Below are 23991 nucleotides of genomic sequence, written 5' to 3' on the forward strand. Positions count from 1 at the left end.
AAATAAATTCAATTCATGAAAAATAAAATTTTAATACTATTTGCAGTTGTTTTTGTAAATCAAATTTTTGCGCAAACAGTTGTGTTGCCAGATGAGCCAGATTCGAGAGTAATTACTACTGGTATGCCTTTTTTGCTAGTTGCGCCAGAAGCTAGAGGTGCTGCAATGGGAGATATGGGAGTAGCAACATCTGTTGATGTGTATTCGCAAAATTGGAATTCTTCTAAATATGCGTTTTCAGAAGCAAAACAAGGTTTTGGTATTAGTTACACGCCGTATTTAACAAAAATTGTAAACGATATTTCATTAGGGTATTTATCTTACTTCAATAGAATAAATGACCGTAGTGCATTTGCTGCAAGTTTTAAGTATTTTGGTTTAGGAGAAATAGAATTGGTTCAAGATGAAAACTCGCAACCATTGGTTGTTAAACCTAATGAGCTTTCTCTTGATGCCTCTTATGCTTTAAAGTTAAGTGAGCAATTTGCTATGTCTGTAGCTATGCGTTACTCACGCTCAGATTTAAAGATACAACAAGTGGATGCTAATGCACAAGCCGCGAGTACATTTGGTGTTGATATTTCTGGATATTACCAAAGTGAAGAAACCGCTTATAATAGTTTTAACGGTAGAACTCGTTTGGCTTTTGCTATTCAAAACATTGGCCCAAAATTTAAATACGATGAAGGTGGGCAAGAAAACTTTCAACCAACAACTTTACGTTTAGGAGCAGGTTTTGACTTTATTTTAGATAACTATAATAAAGTATCTGTAACAGGTGAGGTAACCAAATTATTAGTGCCAACACCTCCGGTCTATGGAACGGAATATGAGTATACAGATAATAATGGGAATGGTCAGTATGATCCAGATGAAGATGATTTGGGTGCGGTTGTTCAAACAGATATTATAATTGACGGCAAAGACCCTAATGTAGGTTTTTTCCAAGGGATGTTCCAATCGTTTGGCGATGCGCCAGGAGGATTTAGTGAAGAAATGAAAGAATGGACTTGGGCTCTAGGGGCTGAATATGTCTATAACGATGCCTTTGCTTTACGATTAGGTTACTTTCACGAATCTGAAGTAAAGGGGGCGAGACAATTCTTTGCTATAGGTGCAGGATTTAAATATAATATAATTGGTATAGATTTATCATATCTGTTCTCATCTTCAAATGTGCAGAATCCTTTGGAAAACACGTTGCGATTCTCGCTGTCATTTAATATAGATAGAGGTGCTTATGTCGAATACTAAAAAAACCAATAAGATCAACAAAAAAACTATTGCCTAACGCAATAGTTTTTTTGTCTAAAATAGTTTCTTATTTTTATTGAGAATACCAAAGTATGAAAGAAGTAAAAATTGAATCAGTTTTACAGGTCTACGACAACCTTGATGAGTTGCCAAATGACATTGCTGAATTAATGAAAAAGGCTTTTGATGCGAGGCAAAAATCCTATTCGCCATATTCTAATTTTAGTGTAGGGGCAGCATTGCTTTTAAATAACGGTAAAATCATTACAGGAAGTAATCAAGAAAACGCGTCATACCCATCTGGTCTATGTGCAGAACGCACAGCAATTTATTATGCAGGGTCACAATATCCCGATGCAAAAGTTTTAAAAATGGCCATTACCGCTGGATCAAAATTAAAAACAACGGTAACACCAATTCCGCCTTGCGGAGCTTGTAGACAGGCCATTGCAGAATATGAAGTCAAGCAAAATGCGCCAATAGAAATTTATTTTATGGGAGAAACAGGTAGGGTGGTTAAGTCCGATTCTTTGGCAAATTTATTACCTCTAGTTTTCGATAAATCTGTCCTATAACGTTTTCGAAATAAATTTTACGTTTTTCGGTTTTTTCATTACTAACTAAAGTGTTACTTTTGTTAATCGTTTATTTAATTAACGTAGCTCATGCAAAAAATAACAAAAGAAGTTTACCTAAAGTGGTATGAAGATATGTTATTCTGGAGAAAGTTTGAAGACAAGCTTGCTGCAGTTTACATTCAGCAGAAAGTGAGAGGATTTCTTCACTTATATAATGGTCAAGAAGCGGTTTTAGCAGGTGCTTTACATGCTATGGACCTTTCAAAGGATAAAATGATTACGGCTTATAGAAACCATGTACAACCTATAGGAATGGGAGTTGATCCACGTCGTGTAATGGCTGAATTATATGGTAAGGCAACCGGAACGTCACAAGGTTTAGGTGGTTCTATGCATATATTTTCAAAAGAACATGGGTTTTACGGAGGTCATGGTATAGTTGGAGGACAAATTCCTTTGGGTGCTGGTATGGCTTTTGGTGATAAGTACCATGAAACTGGTGCAGTTACTTTGTGTTACATGGGAGATGGAGCAGTAAGACAAGGCTCACTTCATGAAACGTTTAACATGGCTATGAATTGGAAACTACCAGTTGTATTTATTTGTGAGAACAACGGTTATGCTATGGGTACATCGGTTGAACGTACAGCCAACCATACTGATATTTGGAAACTTGGTTTAGGTTATGAAATGCCATGTGGTCCAGTTGATGGTATGAATCCTGTAAAAGTTGCTGAAGCCATGCATGAAGCTATGGAAAGAGCGAGAAAAGGAGAAGGGCCAACATTCCTTGAAATGAAAACTTACCGCTATCGTGGTCACTCTATGAGTGATGCCCAACATTATAGAACCAAAGAAGAGGTAGAAGAGTACAAGAAAATAGATCCTATTACGCAGGTCAAAGATATTATTCTTGAAAAGAAATATGCTACAGAAGCCGATTTAAAGAAAATAGATAAACGCGTAAAAGATTTAGTAAGCGAATGCGAAAAATTCGCAGAAGAATCTCCATGGCCAGAAAAGAATGTCATGTACGATACCGTTTATGAGCAAGAAGATTATCCATTTTTACAACATAAATTATAAGCTATGGCTGAAATTATAAATATGCCTCGTTTGAGTGATACCATGGAAGAGGGAACCGTTGCTTCTTGGTTGAAAAAAGTGGGTGATAAAGTTGAGGAAGGTGATATTCTAGCTGAAATTGAAACTGATAAGGCAACCATGGAGTTTGAATCTTTTCATGAAGGAACACTATTACATATTGGCGTTCAAGAAGGAGAGACTACCAAAGTAGATGAGCTTTTGGCAATTATTGGAGATGAAGGAGAAGATATTTCGGACTTGTTAAATAGCTCTTCAAATAATTCAGAAGATAAAAAAGAAGATAGTACTGTTCAAGATGAGGCTGAAGAGCCTAAAGAAGAGTCATCTGAAGTTGAAATACCTGAAGGGGTAACTGTTGTAACCATGCCACGTTTAAGTGATACCATGGAAGAAGGAACCGTTGCTACTTGGTTGAAAAAAGTTGGTGATGAGGTTGAAGAAGGTGATATTCTTGCTGAAATAGAAACCGATAAAGCTACCATGGAGTTTGAATCGTTCCAATCGGGAACTTTACTTCATGTGGGATTAAATGAGGGAGAGTCGGCTAAAGTAGACGCTTTATTGGCTATTATTGGGCCTGTAGGTACAGATGTTTCTCAAGTTGCCAAAAACTTTAAAGCGGACAGTGGTTCTGCTAAAAAAGAAGAACCTGCAAAATCTGTTGAGGCGCCTAAAACAAAAGAAGATGTTGTTTCTAACGAAAACGAAAAATCGCAGCAACAACCTCGTGAAACAAGTACTGGACGAATTTTTGTTTCACCATTAGCCAAAAAATTGGCAGAAGAAAAAGGTGTAAACTTGTTACAGGTTCAAGGCTCTGGAGAAAACGGTAGAATCATTAAGCGTGATATTGAAAATTATACGCCTTCAACTATAGCTGCTTCAGTTGGTAAATTTGTGCCTTCAGGGCAAGAAGATTTTGATGAGGTTCCAAATTCAAATATGCGTAAGGCGATTGCTAAAAATTTAGCTAAATCTAAATTCACAGCTCCACATTATTATTTAAATGTGGAATTTGATATGGATAATGCCATAGCATTTAGAACGCAATATAACTCGCTTCCCGATACTAAAATATCGTTTAATGATATGGTGGTTAAAGCTTGTGCTTTAGCTTTAAAACAACATCCTCAAGTTAATTCGCAATGGTTTGATGACAAAATGAGAATGAATAATCATGTCCATATTGGTGTAGCTGTTGCGGTACCAGATGGCTTGGTTGTGCCAGTTGTTAAATTTGCTAATGAGCAGTCGTTACCTCAAATTAATACTGCGGTGAAGGATTTTGCTATTAGGGCAAGAAATAAAAAACTAGCTTTAGATGAAATGGAAGGCAGTACGTTTACCATTTCTAATTTAGGTATGTTTGGAATTGAGAGTTTCACTTCTATAATCAACCAACCAAATTCAGCTATATTATCTGTTGGAGCAATTATTCAAAAACCAGTAGTTAAAAATGGGCAGATTGTTGTTGGTAATACCATGAAACTTTCTATGGCATGTGACCACAGAACGGTTGATGGTGCAACTGGAGCAGAGTTCTTACAAACTTTAAAAGGTTACATAGAAAACCCAATAACCATGCTAGTCTAAAATACTAGAGTTTTAAAATACTTTAAATCCCATTTCCAGTAATTGAAATGGGATTTTTTTATCTTTAGCATCTAATTTCGTTATATGAAAAAACTTATCATTTTAGTGTTGGCTGTAGCGCTTTCAGCTTGTAAGGGTTCTAATGTTTCAAACAAGAGCGTTGTTATTACTTCTAATGAAGTTAAGGAAACGGTGTCGTTTTTAGCATCGGACGATCAAATGGGAAGAGGTACTGGTACAGCCGGAATTGAATCTTCCTCAACATTCATTGAAAATGAATTAAAGGCATTTAACATAAAGCCCTACTATGAAAGTTATAGAGATAGTTTTAAGGTTAAAGACTTGAATGCTTATAACGTTGTTGGGTTTTTAGAAGGTTCAGATTCAAAACTAAAAAATGAAATCATTATAATTGGAGCGCATTATGACCATATAGGAACACGAGTAAAACCGGTAGAAAATGATTCAATTGGAAATGGAGCCAATGATAATGCAGCAGGTACTTCAGCTGTATTGGCTATGGCTCGCTATTTTGGAACCAAAAAAACAAACAAACGAAGCTTAATGTTTGTGCTTTTTTCAGCAGAAGAAATGGGTTTGCTAGGGTCTAAACATTTAGCGCAAAGACTAAAAGGTGATAATATTGATCTATATACAGTTGTAAACATAGAAATGATTGGAGTTCCTTTTAAAGACAGGGATTATGTGGCTTTTGCTACGGGATATGAAATGTCTAATATGGCAACAAAGATTAACGAATATCTTGGTAGTAATTTTATTGGGTCTTCAGATGTGGCTAAACAGTATAATTTATTCAGGGCATCAGATAATTACCCCTTTTATGAGGTATTTAAATTGCCAAGTCATACTATATCGTCTTGTGATTTATCGAACTACGATTATTACCATCATGTAGATGATGAAGTGGATAAATTGGATTATGATTTTATGGCCAGTTTTATCAATAAACTTATTCCGGCTATTGAAAAAATGAGTAATACACCTACAAAAGAAATCGTAATGACAAATGAGTAAAAACATAATCATAACAGGAACAAGTAGAGGTATAGGTTTTGAAATGGTAAAATTATTTTCAGGGCAAGGCCATAATGTTTTGGCACTTTCTAGAAATTCCGAAACTGTTAGCAGGCTTAACTTGAAAGGTGTTACTGCATTTTCCTTCGATTTGAGCAATAATTCAGATTACAAAAAGGTTTCAGATTTTATTGAGAGTGAATGGCAAAGTGTGCATGTTTTAATTAATAATGCTGGATTATTACTCAATAAATCCTTTTTAGAAACTACAATAGCAGATTTTGAAATGGTTTATAAAACCAATGTTTTTGGGGTTAGCGAAATGATACGTACCGTTTTACCGTTTATGCAAAATAGTAGTCATGTGGTTACTATAAGTTCAATGGGTGGTATTCAAGGCAGTATGAAGTTTCCAGGTTTAGCAGCTTATAGTTCGAGCAAAGGCGCTGTTATTACCCTAACCGAATTGTTGGCTGAAGAATATAAAGATTCTGGAATATCATTTAACGCACTGGCTTTGGGAGCAGTACAAACTGAAATGTTAGAGGAAGCTTTTCCAGGTTATCAAGCACCAACCACAGCGAATGAAATGGCGACTTACATTTGCCAATTTGCCTTAAGCGGTCAAAAGTATTACAACGGTAAAACATTACAGGTTTCAAATACCACACCTTAATTTATATAAGTGGAAATTTAAAAATATAAATTTCCTGTAATTGATAGGTATTTTTGCTAGTAAATATTATACGAAATTAACTAATTTTGTAAGCCAAAATATTTTAAATGCAAACAACTAACACCATACTGATGATTCGTCCTGTAAACTTTAGGATGAACGAGCAAACTGCTGTCAATAATTATTTTCAAGAAGATATAGACTTAAAGAATGCTGAAATTAATGCAAAAGCTCAAAATGAATTTGATGCATTTGTTGAAAAGCTTCGTGCAGTTGGTGTGAATGTTATTGTTGAAGATGATGACAGGTTAATGGATACTCCAGATTCAATTTTTCCCAATAATTGGGTTAGTTTTCATGAGAATGGAGATGTAGCACTTTATCCCATGTTCGCAGAAAATAGACGTAAAGAACGACGTGATGAAGTGTTTATGCGTTTAGAAAGTGAAGGGTTTAAAATTGAAAACATTATAGATTATACTAGTGCTGAAGAAGAAGGAATATTTTTGGAAGGTACAGGTAGCTTGTTGTTAGACCGTATTAATCATAAAGCTTATTGTGCTTTGTCGCCTAGAGCAGATGAAGATTTGTTTATTGAGTTTTGTGAAGATTTTGAATATTCGCCAATTGTTTTTACTGCGTATCAGTCTGTAGAAGGTAAGCGACTTCCTATATATCATACCAATGTCATGATGTGTTTGGCAGAAAATTTTGCGGTTATATGTCTGGATAGTATAGATGATAAAAAGGAGCGTAAAAGTGTTGTAAAGAGTTTAAAGCAAGATGGTAAGACCATTATAGAAATCTCTGAAGTACAGATGCATCAATTTGCCGGTAATATGCTACAAGTCAGCGGGCATTTAAATCAACGTTATTTGGTTATGAGCCAAGCTGCTTATGATAGTTTAACTCCAGATCAAGTGTCGCAAATTGAAAAATTCTGCCCTATTTTGTCTAGCTCGTTGGAAACAATAGAAACTTGTGGTGGAGGAAGTGCACGTTGTATGATGGCCGAAGTCTTTCTCCCAAAAGCTTAACTAAAAAACAAATTTAGGAATTGTTTAATGGGTTGGATTTTGGTAATTCAACATAAAAAGTACTGCCAGAATTTAAATCGCTTTCGACCCATATTTTACCGTGGTTTAAATCTACTAGCTCTTTACAAATAGATAAGCCTAAACCTGTTCCTTTTTCGTTTCCAGTACCTATTGTTGTGAATGAATTGCTTTTAAATAACTTTTTCTGGTTCTCTGGGGAAATTCCCACACCCGTGTCAGACACACTTAAAATGGATTTACCGCTGCTAATATGATTTGCTATAGTTATGGTATCGCCTTCTTTACTAAATTTAATAGCATTGGATAGTAGGTTTTGAATAACTATTTCAACCATACTTCTGTCTGCGTAAACAAAATCACGTAGTGTTTTGTTTCGAAGTAAAATACCTTTTTTATCAAGCTTCTGCTCAAGTAATTGAGTTTTTTCTTCAAATACTTCTTGAATATCAAATAAACTAGGGCTAGGCTCTAAAGATTGCATTTGCGATTTAGACCAGTTTAACAAATTAAATAAAAGCAATGAAGCATTATTGGCATTTTCACTTAACTCAGGGATTAAGTTGTTAAATTCAGATTGTGTTAACGAGCCTTCTTGTAATAAATCAATGAAACCTTTAATAGACGTTAAGCTATCTTTTAAGTCATGCGAAACAATTGAAAACAATTTATCTTTTACTTTGTTTATGTCTTCCAAGTGTTTGGTTTGTTCTAAAATAGCTTCGTTTTGCAATTCAATTTTTTTGTTTTTTTCTTCTAATTCACGAGTATATTTTAAGCGACTATTACGCTTGACATAAACTAGAATAAAGAATGTGAGCACAATAGCAAATGCAGCTAATAAAGCATATAGTATTAGTTTAAAATCTTTTAGTTTTTTCTCACTTTCTAATAATTCTTGGCCTTGTTTTACAATTAAATTGGTGTTAGAATTAGTTGGAATTTTATTTATGTCTTCAACTTGAACTGTACTTGGAGCAGAATTCACAGATTGCAGATTTTTTTCGGTAGCTAATTTATTTTTTAAATTAAAATAATCGCGTTGCCATTTAAAAGCACGTTCAAAATTCCTGTTGGTAGAGTCTAGAGATTTATACAGTTTATAGTTTTTAAGTAATTCGTTATTATTATCAATTTGTATTGCAATGATTCTTGCTTCATTTAACTGCAGTTCAGAAGCCTTTACCCTTCTTTGCTGTAAATTTAAATCCGCTAGATTATTAAGTGCAATAAGTAAGCCTAGTTTGTTATTTGTTTTTCTGTTAAGCTGTAGGCCTTCAATTAAATAATTAGCGGCAACATCATAATCCTTAAACTGTAGGTATTCTCCACCTAGCCTAGGGAGTATTTCACCTCTTAAGGAATCATTGTCTAGAGATATGTCTTTTAATACCTTTTCGTAATAATCAATGGCTTTACGATGTTCTTTTTCTTGAGAGTATAATTCAGCCAAATTTTTGTGGGTAGAGATAACTCCCATTTTATTCCCTAATGCTTGTTCAACTTCAAGCGTTTTTAAATTAAACTCAATGGCTTTAGACCTGTCGTTGGTCTTTTTGTATGCAGTAGCTAGGCTTTTATAGGCAGAACATAATTCATGTTTTAAGTTTCGTTTTTCTAATTCTCTGATAGCAGATAAAGCGTATTGCAAACCTTTATTATAGTTACCTCGCTCAATTTCTATTAAACCAATACTATTGTTTACTTTGGCAACGCTTAAGGTGTCTTTTTGTAGAAGGAATAGCTCTTTAGACTTTGTATAGTTGTCTATAGCGTTAATATAGTCGTTCTTTTTGGCGTAAATAAGTGCCTTGTAATATGTGATTTGAGCAATCCCTTCGGAATAATTTAAACTGGTTGCTAGTTTTTCACTTTCTGAAATAAATTTTAAAGCCTTGTTGTAGTCCTCAGAATTGTATAACGATTTAATAAGGCGTAATGAAGTTATAACTTTAGAGGTGTCTGACTTTTGAAAAGCTAACTGTATGGTAAGACTATCTTGTTCTCTAGTTTGTGAAAAACAAGTGATAGCAAAAAGGAATATAATTATAGTAATTAAATTCTTCATACGGTAAAAAACAAGTGCACACAATAACAAGCATTCTTTTTAAAGAACTGAATGTTAACTACCGACACTTGAAAGATGTTAGTTAGTTTAAGAAAGTCCATCAATTTGGGGAATTAATAGCATTACTTAACAAAAATTGCCAAAAGTGATTTAAAAAGCTAATTAATGGGTTTTAATACCAATAAATTAGATGAAAGGATAAGAAAAATTTTACATGATTTGTGCCCAATCGACTAACGGCAAATATCTTGGAAAAACTACACATTTGTCGATGAAATGCACGTTTGTAAATTGATAAATTCGGATGATTGGTTAATAGACATAAATACAAAAACTACAGCTTAAAAATATTTTGTTATATTAATGAGAATAAAAACCAAGAAATAATGAACAAAAATGTTAAAACAATTTTACTGGGAGTAGGTGTAATATTAGTTATTTATGGTATCTATACGCTTATTGCACCAGAAGCTTCGGTAGGAATTGGGGATTTAAGTATTGAAGCTCAAGATAATACCAATGCGTATATTACTATTGGTTTGGGGTTGGCCTCTCTAGCTTTAAGTTTTTTAGGCGGTAAAAAGTAGCCTAGGGTTTCTTAAATTTAAGGCTTGATATTTATTGATGTTAAGCCTTTTTATTGTGTCTTTATTTTAAAGTTTAACTGTTGAAAAGTTTTATATTTGCAGTCTTAAATTCATGATATGAACATTCAAGAAACCCTTTCAAATCAGGTAAAGTTAGCTGTAAAATCCAAATATAATGTAGACCTTTCTACAGTTGAATTTCAAGCTACCCGTAAAGAATTTCCAGGAGACATAACAGCTGTTATTTTTTCCATGCTTCGTGAAGTGAAAGGAAATCCTGTTCAGATTGGTGAAACTATAGGAAAGTTTTTAGTAGAACACGTTGAATATGTTAAAGACTATAACGTAGTAAAAGGCTTTCTGAATATTGAAATTAAGGATGAGGTTTTTTTAAACGATTTTAATGCCATATTAAAAGATGATAATTTTGGTATAAAGTCTGCTGATACTAATGGAAAGGCTGTAATGGTTGAGTATTCTTCACCTAACACCAATAAGCCGTTACATTTAGGACATATTAGAAATATTCTGTTGGGTTATAGTGTGTCCGAAATTTTAAAAGCTTCAGGTAAAAAAGTATACAAAACACAAATAATTAACGATAGAGGAATTCATATTTGTAAAAGTATGTTGGCCTGGCAACGTTTTGGAAATGGAGATACCCCAGAAACAACTGGTGTAAAAGGGGACAAGCTTGTAGGTGATTATTATGTGAAATTTGACCAAGAGTATAAAAAGGAAATTCAAAATTTAATACAAAAAGGTAATGCTGAAGAGGAAGCTAAAAAGAATGCACCAATACTATTGGAAGCTCAAGATATGCTTCGTAAGTGGGAAGCCGGTGATGCAGAAGTCGTATCCCTTTGGGAAACCATGAACCAATGGGTTTATGATGGTTTTGATGAAACTTACAAGGCTTTAGGAGTTGATTTTGACTGTTTGTATTATGAAAGCCAAACCTATTTGTTAGGTAAAGAGTTTGTGGTAGAGGGGCTTATAACTGGTGTTTTTTATAAAAAAGATGATGGCTCGGTTTGGTGCGATTTAACGGAAGACGGTTTAGATGAGAAAATCGTTCAGCGAGCTGATGGCACGGCTGTTTACATGACTCAAGATATAGGAACAGCCATTCAGCGTGTAAAAGATTACCCGGATATTGGAGGTATGGTTTATACGGTTGGTAATGAACAAGAATACCATTTTAAGGTATTGTTTCTAATTCTTAAAAAATTAGGATTTGAATGGGCTGAAAATCTTTATCATTTAAGTTATGGGATGGTTGATTTGCCAAGTGGAAAAATGAAAAGCCGAGAAGGTACCGTTGTTGATGCTGATGATTTAATTCATGAAATGGAAGATACTGCTGAAGATATTTCAAAGGAACTTGGTAAGCTTGATGGATATTCAGAAGAAGCCAAAAATGAGCTGTATCACACAATTGGTTTAGGAGCATTAAAATATTATATACTAAAAGTAGACCCAAGAAAACGTATTTTGTTCGATCCAAAGGAATCAGTTGATTTTCAGGGTAACACAGGCCCTTTTATTCAATATACATATGCTAGAATACAAGCTATTTTAAGAAAAGCAAATTTTGATTATAGCCATACAATTTCTGATAAGGATTTACATGAAAAGGAAAAGCAACTTATAAAGCTTGTGCAGCAATTCCCTGAAGTAGTACTGAATGCTGCAGACAGTCATAGTCCTGCTTTAATAGCAAATTACACCTATGATTTGGTAAAGGAGTTTAATTCGTTTTATCAAAATGTATCCATACTAGGAGCAGATTCTGAAACCGATAAGGTGTTTAGAGTTCAGCTTTCTATGGTTGTTGGGCGTACTATTAAGGCGGCATTTAAATTGCTTGGAATTGATGTTCCTGAACGGATGTAAGATAGTGGTTGTTCTAACAAAAAATCGTTAAAGTATAAATCAAATTCAGATAAATCACTAAATTTGAAGACCTTAATTTAAATTCCTTTACCATGAAAAATTTAGCATTATTTAGTAAGGTCATTATCCTTTCTTTGTTATTTACTCTAGGCTCTTGTAGCTCAACAGACGATAATGATTCTACCGGTGGAGGTGGAATCGGTGGTGGTGGAACTGGTGGAAATGTTAACACACAAATAGATGAGTTAAAGACTACAATGGCTACTGGCTCTTGGGTTGTTACATTTTATTTTGATACCGATCATGAAGAAACTAATAATTTCACAACCTTTTCTTTTATTTTCAATCCGCAAGGAAGTATAAATGCTTCAAATGGAGTTGATACCTATAATGGCACATGGTCTGTTACTCCAGATAGTAGTGGAGACGGTGATATCGATTTTAATATTTCTTTTGCCAGCCCGCCAGATTTTGAAGAGATAAGCGACGATTGGGATGTGACTTTTTATTCTGATGTCAAGTTAGAACTTCGCGATGTAAGTGGAGGAAATGGTGGAACTGATTTGTTAACCTTTGAACGATTATAATTTAAAACGATACCCTAAAAGAAACATTGGGTGTTATGCCTAGAGAGGTATTTTCAATCTTGACCAAATTGCTATTGCTGTCTTTAGTATAGTAGGAATTAAGTACATTTCTTGTGTCAAAAATATTCCAAACAGATACGCCTAAATGCCCGTTAAATGTTTTTGATAGCTTGATGTTGTACGTAGCCGAAAAATCAGATCGCCAATAATCAGGTAAGTTTTCACTGTTTGGAGAATTGTAATTAATAGTTGTAGTGTTTGCTGAAGTGTTATTGTTTACAAAAGTAGTAGGCCTACCTGAATGCCAATTTAATCCTAACGCTACTTTTAAATTATTAATCGTATATGTGCCAGCAAGGGTTAATTGGTGTGTTATGTCTAGATTATTAGGAAAACTATTACCATTATTTAAATCGGCAAACGTGTAATTGTTTTTGCTAAACGAGTAACTTAACCAAGTGCTAAATGTGCTAAATTGTTTATTGATTAAGAAGTCAACGCCTCTAACATTATACGCTCCAATGGCATTAACAAATTGATACTGATTTTGAAAGCCTTGACTACGGGAAGTAATGCCCTCTACATATTTGTAGTAACCTTCCAAACTAACTAATAATCCGTTTTTATTATAATGGACACCAGTTGATATCTGTTGGCTTTGTACTAATGGTATGTCTTTATTATTGGCCAAAACCCACCGCCGTTTTTCAATACCCAAAAAATCGTTTTGTAAATCAATAATTTGTGATGTAGTTTGACTTTTTAATTCCCCCAAAATTTCAAGTCTAAAATCTTTCAAAAAAGTTTGATTAATTGAAATTCGTGGTTCAAAAAAGAAATCGGAAAATTTTTCTATGTAATTGGCTCTTAAACCAAGTCTAGCGTGTGTGTTTCCAGAGTTTGATTTAAAGAATAACTCATTGTAAATGCTATGTGTTCTAATCACTTCTTTAATGTAACGCCTAAATTCAGGATTGTCTACATCTTCAAGATTGCCAATACCGACTTCGGTAAATTGATAACCACCAGAATAGTTCAAGTTTTTATCAATATTATAAATGGCTTGAAATTTTAGTCCGCCATCAATAACCTCATTTTCTTGTATTAGTTTTTGATTGTTGTTTAAGTCTTGATTTGTAGCATATAAATCATAATCTGAATAATAAAACGATGCAATGGTTTTAAATTTAGTGCTCCAATTTCTAGTATATTGAGTGTTAAAGGCTAAACTTCCTTGCGAGAGATTGCTGTTACTCGAAATATCCAGACTGTTATTGTTTATGGCTTCTTCGTAGTCAAGTGAATTGTAAATATTTAAGAAGCTAAATGCCAACTTATCTTTTTTAGATATATCATAAATTAGTTTGGAAGTCAGATCGTAGAAATAAAGGCGTTCATTATTTACAGAAACATTTTCAGTGTTATTTGTTAAATCTGAATCTTGAAAAATTCGTTTAAAATATTGGTTGTAGGTTGGGGTTTCATATAAATCTGTCAAGGAACGCCGTGCAGCAAATTGAAACTCTATTTTATTTGATAAAGGAATTTTAACAAAACCGTCAGCAGCAATTAAATTCATTCCTAATTCACCTTGAAGTGTATTTGATCGTTTGTTTGACGACTGCATATCGATTATTCCAGATACACCATCACCATATTTAGCACTAGACCCGTTTTTAGAAACCACAACATTGTCAATTAGCGAGCGGTTAAAAGGGGAAATTAGCCCGAAAAAATGACCCGATTGATACATTTTAATGCCATCCCAAAGAATTAGGTTTTGGTCGTTGGTTCCACCTCTTATGTTTAAATTGGAAACGCGTTCGTCAACACTTATAATACCAGGTAATGCTTGAATGGTTTGCAATACGTCTGGTTCAATCAAACCTGGTAAAATTCCAAATTCATTGAGTTTTAAAAGCGTGGTGCCATCATCATTCAGTAAAATACCTTGTGTCAAATAATTTTTAAGTACAACTTCTTCTAAAAATTGCGTTTTGGTGATATCTGAAAATTCCAATTTGCGTATCGCATAGGTATTGTTGCTTAGTTTTTCAAAAACCAACCCGGTTTCATGTTCTAAATAGACAATAAGTTCATTAAGTTTTATGTCGGTTTTTGGACTGTTTACGTTTTTTTGTACAACGTTAACATCGGCATAAGTGAAATTAATGTTGTACGACACTTCAATGGTTTTAAGCACATCTGAAAGAGGTTGCTTATTCTGACCTTGGAGTTGTGTTACAACGATTAGAAAAAAACAGAATACAATTACAAGGCGTTTACTCACGACTTAATTCAATCAGTTGGTTTTTAATCGAATACTTAATGTTTAAAGGTAAGGTAATTGATTTTAGTGCCAACTCCATGTCGTTATGAGTAAAACCGCCAGTAAACAGCACATTAGTGTCAATTGTTTTTGAAACTATTTTCATGTTGTACTGGCGCTCAAACTCTTCGAGGACAAATTTAAAAGGTAAGCTGTTAAATTTGCTTTCGTTGTTTAACCAATTAGGCTTACTAAAGGTTTCTTCTTCTGTAGCAATGAATTTCCCATCTAAAATTAAAAAGTTGTCACCAGGTTTTAAAACTTGAGTGTTAGTATCTGAAATTACTTTTACTGAACCCTCGTAACAGGTAACTTTAAATAAATTTTCACGACTATTTACATTAAATTCAGTTCCCAGAACGGTAATATTACCTTGCGTGGTTTGTACGGTAAATTTCTCTCCTTTCGACACTTTAAAAAAAGCTTCTCCAATTAAATCTAAATTACGATTGTCTTCCCATTTTTTTGCATTGTAGGTTAAGGTAGATTTGGCGTTTAAGGTAACTGTCGAGGCATCGGGTAAGGTTAGGTTTGTTTTTTCTGAAGTAGTTGTTGCAAAACGCACATTTGTAGGCGCAGTAAAGTAGTATATGCTAAAACAAATAGCTAATAATGCGGCAACTCTTAAAAATGGTCTTACCCAATTGGTTTGAACCTTTTGCTTTTTATGTATTTCAGTTGAAATAGTGTCAAAAACACTTGTGCTATCAAAATCAGGTGCTTTAAATTTATTAACAGCATCATGGAGTTTAACTAAACTACTATAGTCATCAAGCTTTTTAAAAGCTTGGTGTTCTTCAGCAGTTAAATCATGATTTAACCATTTTTTAATGAGTGTTTCTTTATCCATTTTCAATGTTCTATTAATATAACAGTTATGAATTAAAAATTCCTACCCCAAATTTTAAATACCCTCAATTTCTTGTCGTAACTGTTTTAAGGCACTATAAATTCGTTTTTCAACAGCTTTGGTTGAGATATTTAATAATTCGGCTATTTCTTTATGTTTTTTGCCTTCAATTCTATTCATTAAAAAAGCAGTGCGTTGCGCTTCGGTTAAATTTGAAATTGCTGTTTGTAATTTCAGCATATATTCCTTTTCCTCCATTAAAAATTGAGGGGTTTCATGAGTTGCCGATTTGGGTTTTACCTCTTGAAATTTTAAAACTACTTTTTGATGAGCCACTTCATTTAACATGAGATTGTTGCCAACAGTAAATAAATAAGACTTTGCTTTTTCGGGTAAAACCTTCTTGCAGTTTTTCCAAAGTTTCACAAATGCTTCTTGAACTTTGTCTTGCGGATTTAACTTCTCGCCATATTTGTAGTAGAGGAAATTGTGTAAATCTTTAGAATGCCTTTTAAAAATACTTGAAAAGATATTTTCATCACAAACATTATCATGTAGGTTATTTGGCATATAGTGTATAATTTCAGGTAAATGTATAAAAAAAGATATATTAAGGTAGGAATTTTTAGAACTCACTTGTTTTATAAGAAATAACCAAAAAAACATTTACTATGAAACTTAATTTGAAACCTTTTTACTTACTGATTGTTTTGTTGGGGTTAACCTTCTCGTGTCAAGATGAAGTGGTAGAGGAAACACCTACAAATGAAGAAGAAACACTGGTTGCAGATTCAAATCTAGCGGTCTTAATGCGAAATACCGTTACATTGGATGGCTCTATGGACAATATAATAGACCATGCCAATTGTATTTTAATTGATTTACCAGTTACAGTTGTTGTAAATGGAGTTACCCTTACTATTGAATCTGTAGAAGATTATGATGCCATTGAAGAAATAATTGATGAGTTTACAAACGATCAAGATGAAATAGAAATTCAATTTCCAATTGTTATTATTTTAAGTGATTATACAGAAGTCACAATTGAAAATCAAGAAGAATTAGAAACCTATATAGAAGATTGCTTTGGAGAAAATGAACCCGATGATGATATTGAATGTATTGATTTTCAGTATCCAATAACCTTTTCAATTTATAACAGTAATTTTCAGGTTATAGATACCGTTGAGATTCATTCCGATCAAGAATTATATGTTTTTATTGAAGAATTAGAAGGCGGTGTTTTAGCTAGCATCAATTTCCCAATTAATATGGTTTTGGCAAGTGGTGAAGTTATAGAGGTTAACAATAATACCGAATTGGAAATAGCCATTGCCGAAGCTGAGGACGATTGTGATGAAGATGATGACAACGATCATAACGATGATGATGAATGTAATTTGAGTTTAGACTTTGTAGAATTATGGTTGTATGAATGCCCAATTGTGGCCCATACTTATGACGAGAATGGTGATTTATTAGATGAGAACTTACTTGAGTTTGGTCAAAATGGTGAGGTTGTGGTTAACGGAACACCAACAGTTACAGAAATTGGAGCATGGACTCTAGAAGAAACCAATATAGGCATTGTTCTAAATATTTCAGGGTTAAATACATTTAATTTGATTGATGGTGATTGGACATTAACAAGTTGTGAAAATAATCATTTAGAATTTTCACAAGAAACAGGTTCAGGCACTAGAACCATGGTTTTTGAAATGGATTGTAATGTTGTTGAAACACCGTTTGATTGTTTTGGAAATACAACAGTAACAGCTTGTGATTTTGACAATGACGGATTTACAACTTTTGAATTAGAAACGCAAGTGCTGGGTAATGTTACTTGTAATGTTGACTTTACGCCGTCTTTCCATTTGTCTCAAACAAATGCGGAAGCTAATGTAAATCCAATTGTTGAACCCAATGCATTTGTCAATACAATGAATCCGCAGACTATTTATTTAAGAATTGAAGCACTCAATGGTGATTTTGAAGTGTTCGCAATAGAGCTTATAGTAGAGGATTGTAGTAGTTCATGCTCTGAAGTAGAAGTTGATGCCTTTTTACAGGAGTGTATCTGGAATGTGGTCAATTTTAATGGTGATGATCATCTCATAAGTTACGATTTTGATTTTATTTCTACTTCTGAAGTTGTAATTACCGGTAATGGTTTGACCATAGTTTCAGGTTGGTCAACTTCACAGTCTGCCAATGGTACAATTGTAGAATTCAGTAATGTTTCTGGACCAGATATTCAAGCTATAACAGGAAGCTGGTTAGTTGTAGAATGTCGTGAAGACCGATTGCAGTTTGAAGCATTAAATAATACCGATACAATGGTTATGGAACGTGATTGCTCAGATTGTACCAATCCGGGTATCTTAACAAACGATTTAGTTGTGTACATGCCTTTTGCAGGAGAAGCTAAAGATTTAATTTCTGGAGAATCAGTACCTAATATTACTAACGGATTTGTGGAAGACAGAGCTGGAAATACTACTTGTGCTATTGGTTTTACTGGTAATGACAATATATCCATTCCAGTTACATCTGAAAATCAAATTGTGCAAGGAGATAGTTTTTCAATAAGTGTATGGTTTAAAATGCAAAATACAGATGCTGGTGATTTAGAAATATTTTTTAGAAAACCAGGTAACGCAACCGTAGGTTTTAATTTAGGGGCTTATGACTTAAATACGCCATTGTTTGGCGATAATTTAAGCACCACATTATGGGATAATGACTGGAATCAAGAGGTCGATGTTGTTTGGGATAATACGGACTGGCATCATTTAGTTGCAACCGTAGACTCCAACAATACAGTTAGGCTTTACAGAGATGGTGAGTTGAGAAATGTTGTGGAAAATTCAGATCTTTCAATAGGTTCTGACCCGGCAACTCAATATCTTATTGGAGAAGGATTTCAAGGGCATTTGGATGATTTAAGAGTGTATAAGCGTACATTAAGCGCGAACGAAGTTGGTGATTTATATAACCTAGAAGCAGATTGTCATACTTGCTTGTAATACTAATTTTAGGTTAATTAGTTTAGGTGAAAAGCTACTGGAAACAGTAGCTTTTTTTTGTTTGCTTAAACTTTATAAATACAGTGCAAATTCCTAAATTTGCAATTCTTAAAATTCAAAGAATCCTATGTTTAATAATTTAAGTGAAAAGTTAGATAAAGCGTTACACGTCTTAAAAGGTCATGGTAGCATTACTGAAGTAAATGTGGCGGAAACCTTAAAAGAAGTTCGTAGAGCACTTTTAGATGCCGATGTTAACTTTAAGATAGCAAAAGAGTTTACAAACAGAGTTAAAGAAAAAGCATTAGGGCAAAATGTATTAACAACCTTACAGCCAGGACAATTAATGGTTAAGATTGTTAAGGATGAACTAACACAATTAATGGGTGGTGATGCCGAAGGAATTAACCTATCTGGAACACCAAGTATTATTTTAATGTCTGGACTTCAAGGTTCTGGTAAAACTACATTTTCTGGAAAACTTGCCAACTACTTAAAAAATAAAAAAACCAAGAAACCATTACTTGTTGCTTGTGATGTATATCGTCCTGCCGCAATTGATCAGCTTCATGTTGTGGGTGAGCAAATAAATGTTGAGGTGTATAGCGACAAGGGTAATCAAGATCCAGTAGCCATCGCCCAAGCTGGTATAGCTCATGCAAAAGCTAATGGTCATAATGTAGTTATTATTGATACCGCGGGTCGTTTGGCAGTAGATGAAGCCATGATGACCGAAATATCTAATATTCATAAAGCCATTCAGCCTCAAGAAACTTTGTTTGTAGTAGATTCTATGACAGGTCAAGATGCGGTAAATACGGCAAAAGCGTTTAACGATATTTTAAATTTTGATGGTGTTATCCTTACCAAGTTAGATGGTGATACGCGAGGTGGTGCAGCTATATCAATTAAGTCAGTTGTAGATAAGCCTATAAAGTTTATTGGTACTGGTGAAAAGATGGAAGCTATAGATGTTTTCTATCCGTCACGTATGGCAGACCGTATTCTAGGAATGGGAGATGTTGTGTCTTTAGTTGAAAGAGCTCAAGAACAATATGACGAAGAGGAAGCACGTAAGCTCCAAAAGAAGATAGCCAAAAATCAATTTGGTTTTGATGATTTCTTAAAGCAAATCCAGCAGATTAAGAAAATGGGTAACATGAAAGACCTTATTGGCATGATACCTGGTGCTGGAAAAATGATGAAGGGTATTGATATAGACGATGATGCTTTTAAGGGTATTGAGGCCATAATACATTCCATGACACCTAAAGAAAGAACAAATCCATCAGTAATTAATGCTAGTCGAAAAAAAAGAATAGCAAAGGGTTCAGGGACATCAGTGCAGGAAGTCAATCAATTGCTAAAACAATTTACTCAAATGAGTAAGATGATGAAAATGATGCAAGGTGGTGGCGGAAAACGTATGATGCAAGCTATGAAAAACATGAGGTAACTCATGTTTTTTTATTTTTTAATAATTTAAAAAACCAAAACATATCATGACTATACTAGACGGCAAAAAAACAAGTAACGACATTAAAAATGAAATTGCTGAAGAAGTAAAAAAAATGAAAGCTAAAGGGGAGAAGGTTCCGCATTTGGCTGCTGTCATAGTTGGGAATGATGGAGCAAGTCTAACCTATGTGGGTAGTAAGGTAAGGGCATGTGAACGTGTTGGTTTTGAGTCTACATTAGTTAAAATGTCTAATACAACTAGTGAGATTGAACTGTTGGATAAAATTGAAGAGCTCAATCAAAATCCAGAAATAGACGGATTTATTGTGCAGTTACCTTTGCCTAAACAAATTGATGAGCAAAAAGTGCTAATGGCTGTAGATCCTAAAAAAGATGTTGATGGATTTCACCCACAAAACTTTGGTAAAATGGCATTGGATATGTCAACCTTTATCCCAGCTACGCCTTTTGGAATTTTGGAATTGTTAGATCGCTATGGCGTTGAAACAGATGGGAAGCATACAGTTATTATTGGCCGTTCGCATATAGTTGGTCGCCCTATGAGTATTTTAATGGGGAGAAAAGGGTTTCCTGGAAATTCGACCGTTACACTGACGCATAGCCACACCAAAAATATTTCTCAAATAACCACACAGGCCGATATTATTATTTCTGCATTGGGAGTACCAAATTTTCTTAAAGCTGAAATGGTAAAAGATGATGTTGTAATTATTGACGTTGGCATTACACGAGTTCCAGACGAATCGTCACCAAAAGGGTATGTTATTACAGGCGATGTCGATTTTGAAAATGTATCGAAAAAAGCAAGTTTTATAACTCCAGTCCCTGGAGGTGTTGGTCCCATGACCATTGCCATGTTATTAAAAAACACCTTATTGGCTAGGGAGCTTTCGAGATAGAAATACGCTAGAGCGTTATTTTATTGTCTTATAAAATCCTTATCTTTTAAGGAAATTATTTGACTAATGAAACCTAAAATTCTTTTTTATCTTTTAGCAGCATTTACATTTCTTTATAATTGTGGTTCTAAAGAACCAAAACCTATTTCACAAAGCGGTATATCTGTAAGGTATTCAAGTGATTTGAATGTCCAGAATTTAGATGGTAGACTGATTCTTATATTAGCGGAAAATAAAAACATCGAACCGCGTTTTCAAGTAACTTATAATTTAAATGCACAACCATTATTTGGCAAGAATGTTGAAAACATGCAACCAAATGAAGATATTGTTTTTACCACATCAGATTTTGGATTTCCATACGCGTCTTTATCAGATGTAAAACCAGGAACGTACTATATGCAAGCTGTTTTGCATACCTATGAAACATTTAATTTAAAAACTGGTCATACTGTAAAATTGCCTATGGACAATGGCGAGGGTCAAAAATGGAATACATCACCAGGTAACCTATACAGCAAGCCTTTAAAGGTTGAGATTTTAGAAAATGAAGTACCTAGCTTCAAAATTGTAATGGATCAGGTTATCCCAGAAATTGATGAGCCCAAAGACACAAAGTGGATAAAGCACATTAAAATGAAATCAGATTTATTATCTGATTTCTGGGGTCGTGACATGTATTTAGGTGCTCATGTACTATTGCCAAAGGGATTTGATGAACATCCTCAAGCTAAATATCCGTTGATGATTTTTCATGGGCATTTTCCAAGCGATTTTGGTGGATTTAGAACCACACCTCCAGATCCAAATTTAGAACCTGAATATTCAGAGCGATTTGGGGTTGAGGGATATAATATAATTCAACAACAGGAAGCGTACGATTTTTATAACAGATGGAATGAACCAGATTTTCCTAGGTTTCTAATTATTGAAATTCAACATCCAACACCTTATTATGACGACTCTTATGCAGTTAATTCAGAAAGTCAAGGCCCTTATGGAGATGCAATAACTTATGAATTAATTCCACATATTGAGAAACTTTTTAGAGGACAAGGTGAAAGTTGGTCTCGTTTTTTGTATGGAGGTTCAACAGGTGGGTGGGAAGCATTGGCAGTTCAAGTAAAGTATCCCGAAGAGTATAACGGATGTTTTGCTGCATGTCCAGATCCAATTGATTTTAGAGCCTATTGTTTAAATAATATATATGAAGCTAAAAACGCTTATTATGCTGATGCTAAACATAAAAAAACAGAAATTCCAGGACATCGTGATTATTTGGGAAATGTAAGTACATCAGTCAAAGATTTTAACCATTTGGAGTTAGTTCTTGGTGATAAGTCAAGGTCTGGTGAACAATTTGATATCTGGGAAGCCACATATTCACCTCAAGGAGATGATGGGTATCCAAAACGGTTATGGGATAAATATTCTGGAGATATTAATGCTGAGGTTGCTGAGTATTGGAAAGAGAATTATGACTTAAGATATATTTTAGAGCGGGATTGGGACAAATTAGGAGAGAGTTTAAAGGGCAAAATTCATATTTATTGTGGTGATATGGATAACTACTATCTTAATAACGCGGTTTATCTTATGGAAGATTTTTTGGAAAGCACAACAAACCCCTATTATGATGGCGAAGTGGATTATGGAGATAGAGCTGAACATTGCTGGAATGGAGATCAAGAAAACCCAAATCACATATCACGATTGCGGTATAATAGTATGTATGTGCCTAAAATTATGAAACGCATTATGGAATCTGCTCCAGAAGGTGCCGATTTATCAAGCTGGCGATACAAATAATTATTTGGCAAAAAGCTGATTTATATCCTTAAAGGCTTTAAACTCTAAAGCGTTCCCTGATGGATCTAGAAAAAACATAGTAGCTTGCTCACCTGGTAGGCCTTCAAATCGTATATAGGGTTCAATTAAAAATTGAATACCTTTATGGGTTAGATTTTTAGCAAAATCTTGAAATGTTTCCCAAGGAAGTACAACACCATAGTGTGGAATAGGTACATTTTTACCATCAACAATATTAGTGTGAAGTTCATCATCCGTTTTTGGTTTGTAATGGATAACCAATTGATGTCCAAATAAATTAAAATCTACCCAATGGTCGCTACTTCTACCTTCTTCGCAATTTAGTATATCACGATAAAATATTCTGCAGGTTTCTAAGTTATGAACAGGAATGGCAATATGAAACGGTGTTAGTGTAGACATAGTAAAACTATATAGTTAATGATATCTACCAAAATTAATACTATTTCCCAATACATGAATTAAAGTTTTTAGAGCTTTAATCTTTTCTCGTGCAATCTATTTTCCAAGTAGGAAAAACTACAGATTCTGTTTTATCCACCCATTCACCAACCCATTTATAGCCAGATTTACTAATATCGTAAAAGGTTAGTCTGTAAAAACCTTCAGTTCCGTTAGGTGCTGCTTGTTCCCTGTACAGTATTATGTTGCCATTTTCTGATTTGTTGCCTTCCCAAGTTGGAAACGTAGTTGATGGTGTTTTAGAGCTAAACCAATGCACGTACCATCTGCTACTATCGGCAATATATTGACGTATGCTTCCAGAGTGGGAACCATCGGGCTTTAAGGTTTCGTCTTGTACACCCATACCATTCATTATATATTTCCAAGACCAAATAATATGCTCTGGTTCTGTCCAAGTACCATCTTGGTTTCTTCTTGTTGAGGTGCAGTTGCAACTCCCAATCATTGCTTGATAATCGGTTATTTGTTTTGGGGCATTGGGATTAGGTAAGCCATATGGGTGTTCGTTTGATGCTGCATACTCGTATTGTGCAGTAATTGATGAAATTGAAAAAAGTAGAGCTAAAAATAAAATAGAGTTTTTCATAATATGTTTGTTTTTGTCTAATTAACCAAAAACAAAAACACTACAATTGGTTTTTGCAGAGAATGGAATTAAAAATGCAGTAAGTTACGTT

Annotated in this window: 20 protein-coding genes; 14 read left to right on the forward strand and 6 right to left on the reverse strand. The window is 34.2% G+C overall.

Translation table 11 applies throughout. From position 1 onward, the window contains the following. Window positions 1-15 precede the first annotated feature (15 nt). The 7 genes from porV to ctlX all read left to right on the forward strand — a co-directional run bounded on the left by porV (window position 16) and on the right by ctlX (window position 7280). Window positions 16-1254 carry a type IX secretion system outer membrane channel protein PorV gene (gene porV / locus K7G76_RS04605; protein ID WP_223033005.1) on the forward strand — a complete coding sequence of 413 codons (1239 nt, stop codon included), beginning with the start codon at window positions 16-18 and terminating at the stop codon, window positions 1252-1254. 92 nt (window positions 1255-1346) lie between these two features. After that, window positions 1347-1829, forward strand: a complete 483-nt coding sequence (cdd, locus tag K7G76_RS04610) for a cytidine deaminase (RefSeq protein WP_223033006.1) — start codon at window positions 1347-1349, stop codon at window positions 1827-1829. A 90-nt stretch (window positions 1830-1919) separates the two neighbouring features. Beyond that, window positions 1920-2918: a pyruvate dehydrogenase (acetyl-transferring) E1 component subunit alpha gene (gene pdhA / locus K7G76_RS04615; RefSeq protein ID WP_223033007.1), complete on the forward strand. Its 999-nt coding sequence runs from the start codon at window positions 1920-1922 to the stop codon at window positions 2916-2918. Window positions 2919-2921: 3 nt separating this feature from the next. Continuing rightward, window positions 2922-4532 carry a pyruvate dehydrogenase complex dihydrolipoamide acetyltransferase gene (locus K7G76_RS04620; protein ID WP_223033008.1) on the forward strand — a complete coding sequence of 537 codons (1611 nt, stop codon included), beginning with the start codon at window positions 2922-2924 and terminating at the stop codon, window positions 4530-4532. A gap of 84 nt (window positions 4533-4616) precedes the next feature. Beyond that, window positions 4617-5567 carry a M20/M25/M40 family metallo-hydrolase gene (locus tag K7G76_RS04625; protein ID WP_223033009.1) on the forward strand — a complete coding sequence of 317 codons (951 nt, stop codon included), beginning with the start codon at window positions 4617-4619 and terminating at the stop codon, window positions 5565-5567. Next, window positions 5560-6243, forward strand: coding sequence for an SDR family NAD(P)-dependent oxidoreductase (locus tag K7G76_RS04630; RefSeq protein WP_223033010.1), 684 nt, complete (start codon window positions 5560-5562; stop codon window positions 6241-6243). Before K7G76_RS04625 ends, K7G76_RS04630 begins: the two co-directional genes overlap by 8 nt. 107 nt (window positions 6244-6350) lie before the next feature. Beyond that, a complete protein-coding gene (gene ctlX, locus K7G76_RS04635; protein ID WP_223033011.1) occupies window positions 6351-7280 on the forward strand; it encodes a citrulline utilization hydrolase CtlX in 930 nt (309 codons plus the stop codon). Between the two features lie 13 nt (window positions 7281-7293). Here the strand turns inward: ctlX and K7G76_RS04640 are convergent, their stop codons facing one another. Further along, entirely contained in the window at window positions 7294-9366 is a 2073-nt protein-coding gene (locus K7G76_RS04640) for a tetratricopeptide repeat-containing sensor histidine kinase (RefSeq protein WP_223033012.1), read from the reverse strand. Window positions 9367-9752: 386 nt separating this feature from the next. Here K7G76_RS04640 and K7G76_RS04645 point away from each other — a divergent pair, with 386 nt between their 5' ends. From K7G76_RS04645 to K7G76_RS04655, 3 genes are all read left to right on the forward strand, one after another. Next, complete coding sequence (locus tag K7G76_RS04645) at window positions 9753-9953, forward strand: hypothetical protein (RefSeq protein WP_223033013.1); 201 nt, start codon at window positions 9753-9755, stop codon at window positions 9951-9953. A 117-nt stretch (window positions 9954-10070) separates the two neighbouring features. After that, window positions 10071-11849, forward strand: a complete 1779-nt coding sequence (gene argS / locus K7G76_RS04650) for an arginine--tRNA ligase (RefSeq protein WP_223033014.1) — start codon at window positions 10071-10073, stop codon at window positions 11847-11849. A gap of 92 nt (window positions 11850-11941) precedes the next feature. After that, the gene (locus K7G76_RS04655; RefSeq protein WP_223033015.1) at window positions 11942-12436 is read left to right on the forward strand and encodes a hypothetical protein; all 495 of its coding nucleotides are present in this window, start codon (window positions 11942-11944) and stop codon (window positions 12434-12436) included. A gap of 1 nt (window position 12437) precedes the next feature. On the opposite strand, the gene K7G76_RS04660 is transcribed toward K7G76_RS04655, so the two are convergent. Genes K7G76_RS04660 through K7G76_RS04670 form a run of 3 tightly spaced genes read right to left on the reverse strand, consistent with a single transcriptional unit; the run spans window position 12438 to window position 16185 of the window. Beyond that, on the reverse strand, window positions 12438-14726 hold the full coding sequence (locus tag K7G76_RS04660; RefSeq protein ID WP_223033016.1) for a TonB-dependent receptor plug domain-containing protein: 2289 nt from the start codon (window positions 14724-14726) through the stop codon (window positions 12438-12440). Next, window positions 14719-15615, reverse strand: a complete 897-nt coding sequence (locus K7G76_RS04665) for a FecR family protein (RefSeq protein ID WP_223033017.1) — start codon at window positions 15613-15615, stop codon at window positions 14719-14721. The genes K7G76_RS04660 and K7G76_RS04665 overlap by 8 nt, the downstream gene beginning before the upstream one ends. Before the next feature lie 54 nt (window positions 15616-15669). Continuing rightward, a complete protein-coding gene (locus K7G76_RS04670) occupies window positions 15670-16185 on the reverse strand; it encodes an RNA polymerase sigma factor (RefSeq protein ID WP_223033018.1) in 516 nt (171 codons plus the stop codon). A 101-nt stretch (window positions 16186-16286) separates the two neighbouring features. Between K7G76_RS04670 and K7G76_RS04675 the strand changes: the two genes are divergently transcribed. The 4 genes from K7G76_RS04675 to K7G76_RS04690 all read left to right on the forward strand — a co-directional run bounded on the left by K7G76_RS04675 (window position 16287) and on the right by K7G76_RS04690 (window position 22828). Continuing rightward, entirely contained in the window at window positions 16287-18641 is a 2355-nt protein-coding gene (locus K7G76_RS04675) for a LamG domain-containing protein (protein WP_223033019.1), read from the forward strand. A gap of 127 nt (window positions 18642-18768) precedes the next feature. Further along, complete coding sequence (ffh, locus tag K7G76_RS04680; RefSeq protein WP_223033020.1) at window positions 18769-20097, forward strand: signal recognition particle protein; 1329 nt, start codon at window positions 18769-18771, stop codon at window positions 20095-20097. A 46-nt stretch (window positions 20098-20143) separates the two neighbouring features. Continuing rightward, window positions 20144-21019 carry a bifunctional 5,10-methylenetetrahydrofolate dehydrogenase/5,10-methenyltetrahydrofolate cyclohydrolase gene (locus K7G76_RS04685; RefSeq protein WP_223033021.1) on the forward strand — a complete coding sequence of 292 codons (876 nt, stop codon included), beginning with the start codon at window positions 20144-20146 and terminating at the stop codon, window positions 21017-21019. Between the two features lie 66 nt (window positions 21020-21085). Continuing rightward, the gene (locus K7G76_RS04690) at window positions 21086-22828 is read left to right on the forward strand and encodes an alpha/beta hydrolase-fold protein (protein ID WP_223033022.1); all 1743 of its coding nucleotides are present in this window, start codon (window positions 21086-21088) and stop codon (window positions 22826-22828) included. Here the strand turns inward: K7G76_RS04690 and K7G76_RS04695 are convergent, their stop codons facing one another. Beyond that, complete coding sequence (locus tag K7G76_RS04695) at window positions 22829-23251, reverse strand: VOC family protein (RefSeq protein WP_223033023.1); 423 nt, start codon at window positions 23249-23251, stop codon at window positions 22829-22831. It abuts the gene before it with no gap. A gap of 76 nt (window positions 23252-23327) precedes the next feature. Next, the gene (locus K7G76_RS04700; protein WP_223033024.1) at window positions 23328-23900 is read right to left on the reverse strand and encodes a hypothetical protein; all 573 of its coding nucleotides are present in this window, start codon (window positions 23898-23900) and stop codon (window positions 23328-23330) included. Window positions 23901-23991: the final 91 nt, after the last annotated feature.

The sequence above is a fragment of the Hanstruepera marina genome, from assembly GCF_019880635.1.
Taxonomy (GTDB): domain Bacteria; phylum Bacteroidota; class Bacteroidia; order Flavobacteriales; family Flavobacteriaceae; genus Hanstruepera; species Hanstruepera marina.

What these genes read in the sequence shown, in the direction of transcription:
- porV (WP_223033005.1), top strand. Translation starts at nt 16, where the DNA reads ATGAAAAATAAAATTTTAATACTATTTGCAGTTGTTTTTGTAAATCAA.
- cdd (WP_223033006.1), top strand. Translation starts at nt 1,347, where the DNA reads ATGAAAGAAGTAAAAATTGAATCAGTTTTACAGGTCTACGACAACCTT.
- pdhA (WP_223033007.1), top strand. Translation starts at nt 1,920, where the DNA reads ATGCAAAAAATAACAAAAGAAGTTTACCTAAAGTGGTATGAAGATATG.
- K7G76_RS04620 (WP_223033008.1), top strand. Translation starts at nt 2,922, where the DNA reads ATGGCTGAAATTATAAATATGCCTCGTTTGAGTGATACCATGGAAGAG.
- K7G76_RS04625 (WP_223033009.1), top strand. Translation starts at nt 4,617, where the DNA reads ATGAAAAAACTTATCATTTTAGTGTTGGCTGTAGCGCTTTCAGCTTGT.
- K7G76_RS04630 (WP_223033010.1), top strand. Translation starts at nt 5,560, where the DNA reads ATGAGTAAAAACATAATCATAACAGGAACAAGTAGAGGTATAGGTTTT.
- ctlX (WP_223033011.1), top strand. Translation starts at nt 6,351, where the DNA reads ATGCAAACAACTAACACCATACTGATGATTCGTCCTGTAAACTTTAGG.
- K7G76_RS04640 (WP_223033012.1), bottom strand. Translation starts at nt 9,366, where the DNA reads ATGAAGAATTTAATTACTATAATTATATTCCTTTTTGCTATCACTTGT.
- K7G76_RS04645 (WP_223033013.1), top strand. Translation starts at nt 9,753, where the DNA reads ATGAACAAAAATGTTAAAACAATTTTACTGGGAGTAGGTGTAATATTA.
- argS (WP_223033014.1), top strand. Translation starts at nt 10,071, where the DNA reads ATGAACATTCAAGAAACCCTTTCAAATCAGGTAAAGTTAGCTGTAAAA.
- K7G76_RS04655 (WP_223033015.1), top strand. Translation starts at nt 11,942, where the DNA reads ATGAAAAATTTAGCATTATTTAGTAAGGTCATTATCCTTTCTTTGTTA.
- K7G76_RS04665 (WP_223033017.1), bottom strand. Translation starts at nt 15,615, where the DNA reads ATGGATAAAGAAACACTCATTAAAAAATGGTTAAATCATGATTTAACT.
- K7G76_RS04670 (WP_223033018.1), bottom strand. Translation starts at nt 16,185, where the DNA reads ATGCCAAATAACCTACATGATAATGTTTGTGATGAAAATATCTTTTCA.
- K7G76_RS04675 (WP_223033019.1), top strand. Translation starts at nt 16,287, where the DNA reads ATGAAACTTAATTTGAAACCTTTTTACTTACTGATTGTTTTGTTGGGG.
- ffh (WP_223033020.1), top strand. Translation starts at nt 18,769, where the DNA reads ATGTTTAATAATTTAAGTGAAAAGTTAGATAAAGCGTTACACGTCTTA.
- K7G76_RS04685 (WP_223033021.1), top strand. Translation starts at nt 20,144, where the DNA reads ATGACTATACTAGACGGCAAAAAAACAAGTAACGACATTAAAAATGAA.
- K7G76_RS04690 (WP_223033022.1), top strand. Translation starts at nt 21,086, where the DNA reads ATGAAACCTAAAATTCTTTTTTATCTTTTAGCAGCATTTACATTTCTT.
- K7G76_RS04695 (WP_223033023.1), bottom strand. Translation starts at nt 23,251, where the DNA reads ATGTCTACACTAACACCGTTTCATATTGCCATTCCTGTTCATAACTTA.
- K7G76_RS04700 (WP_223033024.1), bottom strand. Translation starts at nt 23,900, where the DNA reads ATGAAAAACTCTATTTTATTTTTAGCTCTACTTTTTTCAATTTCATCA.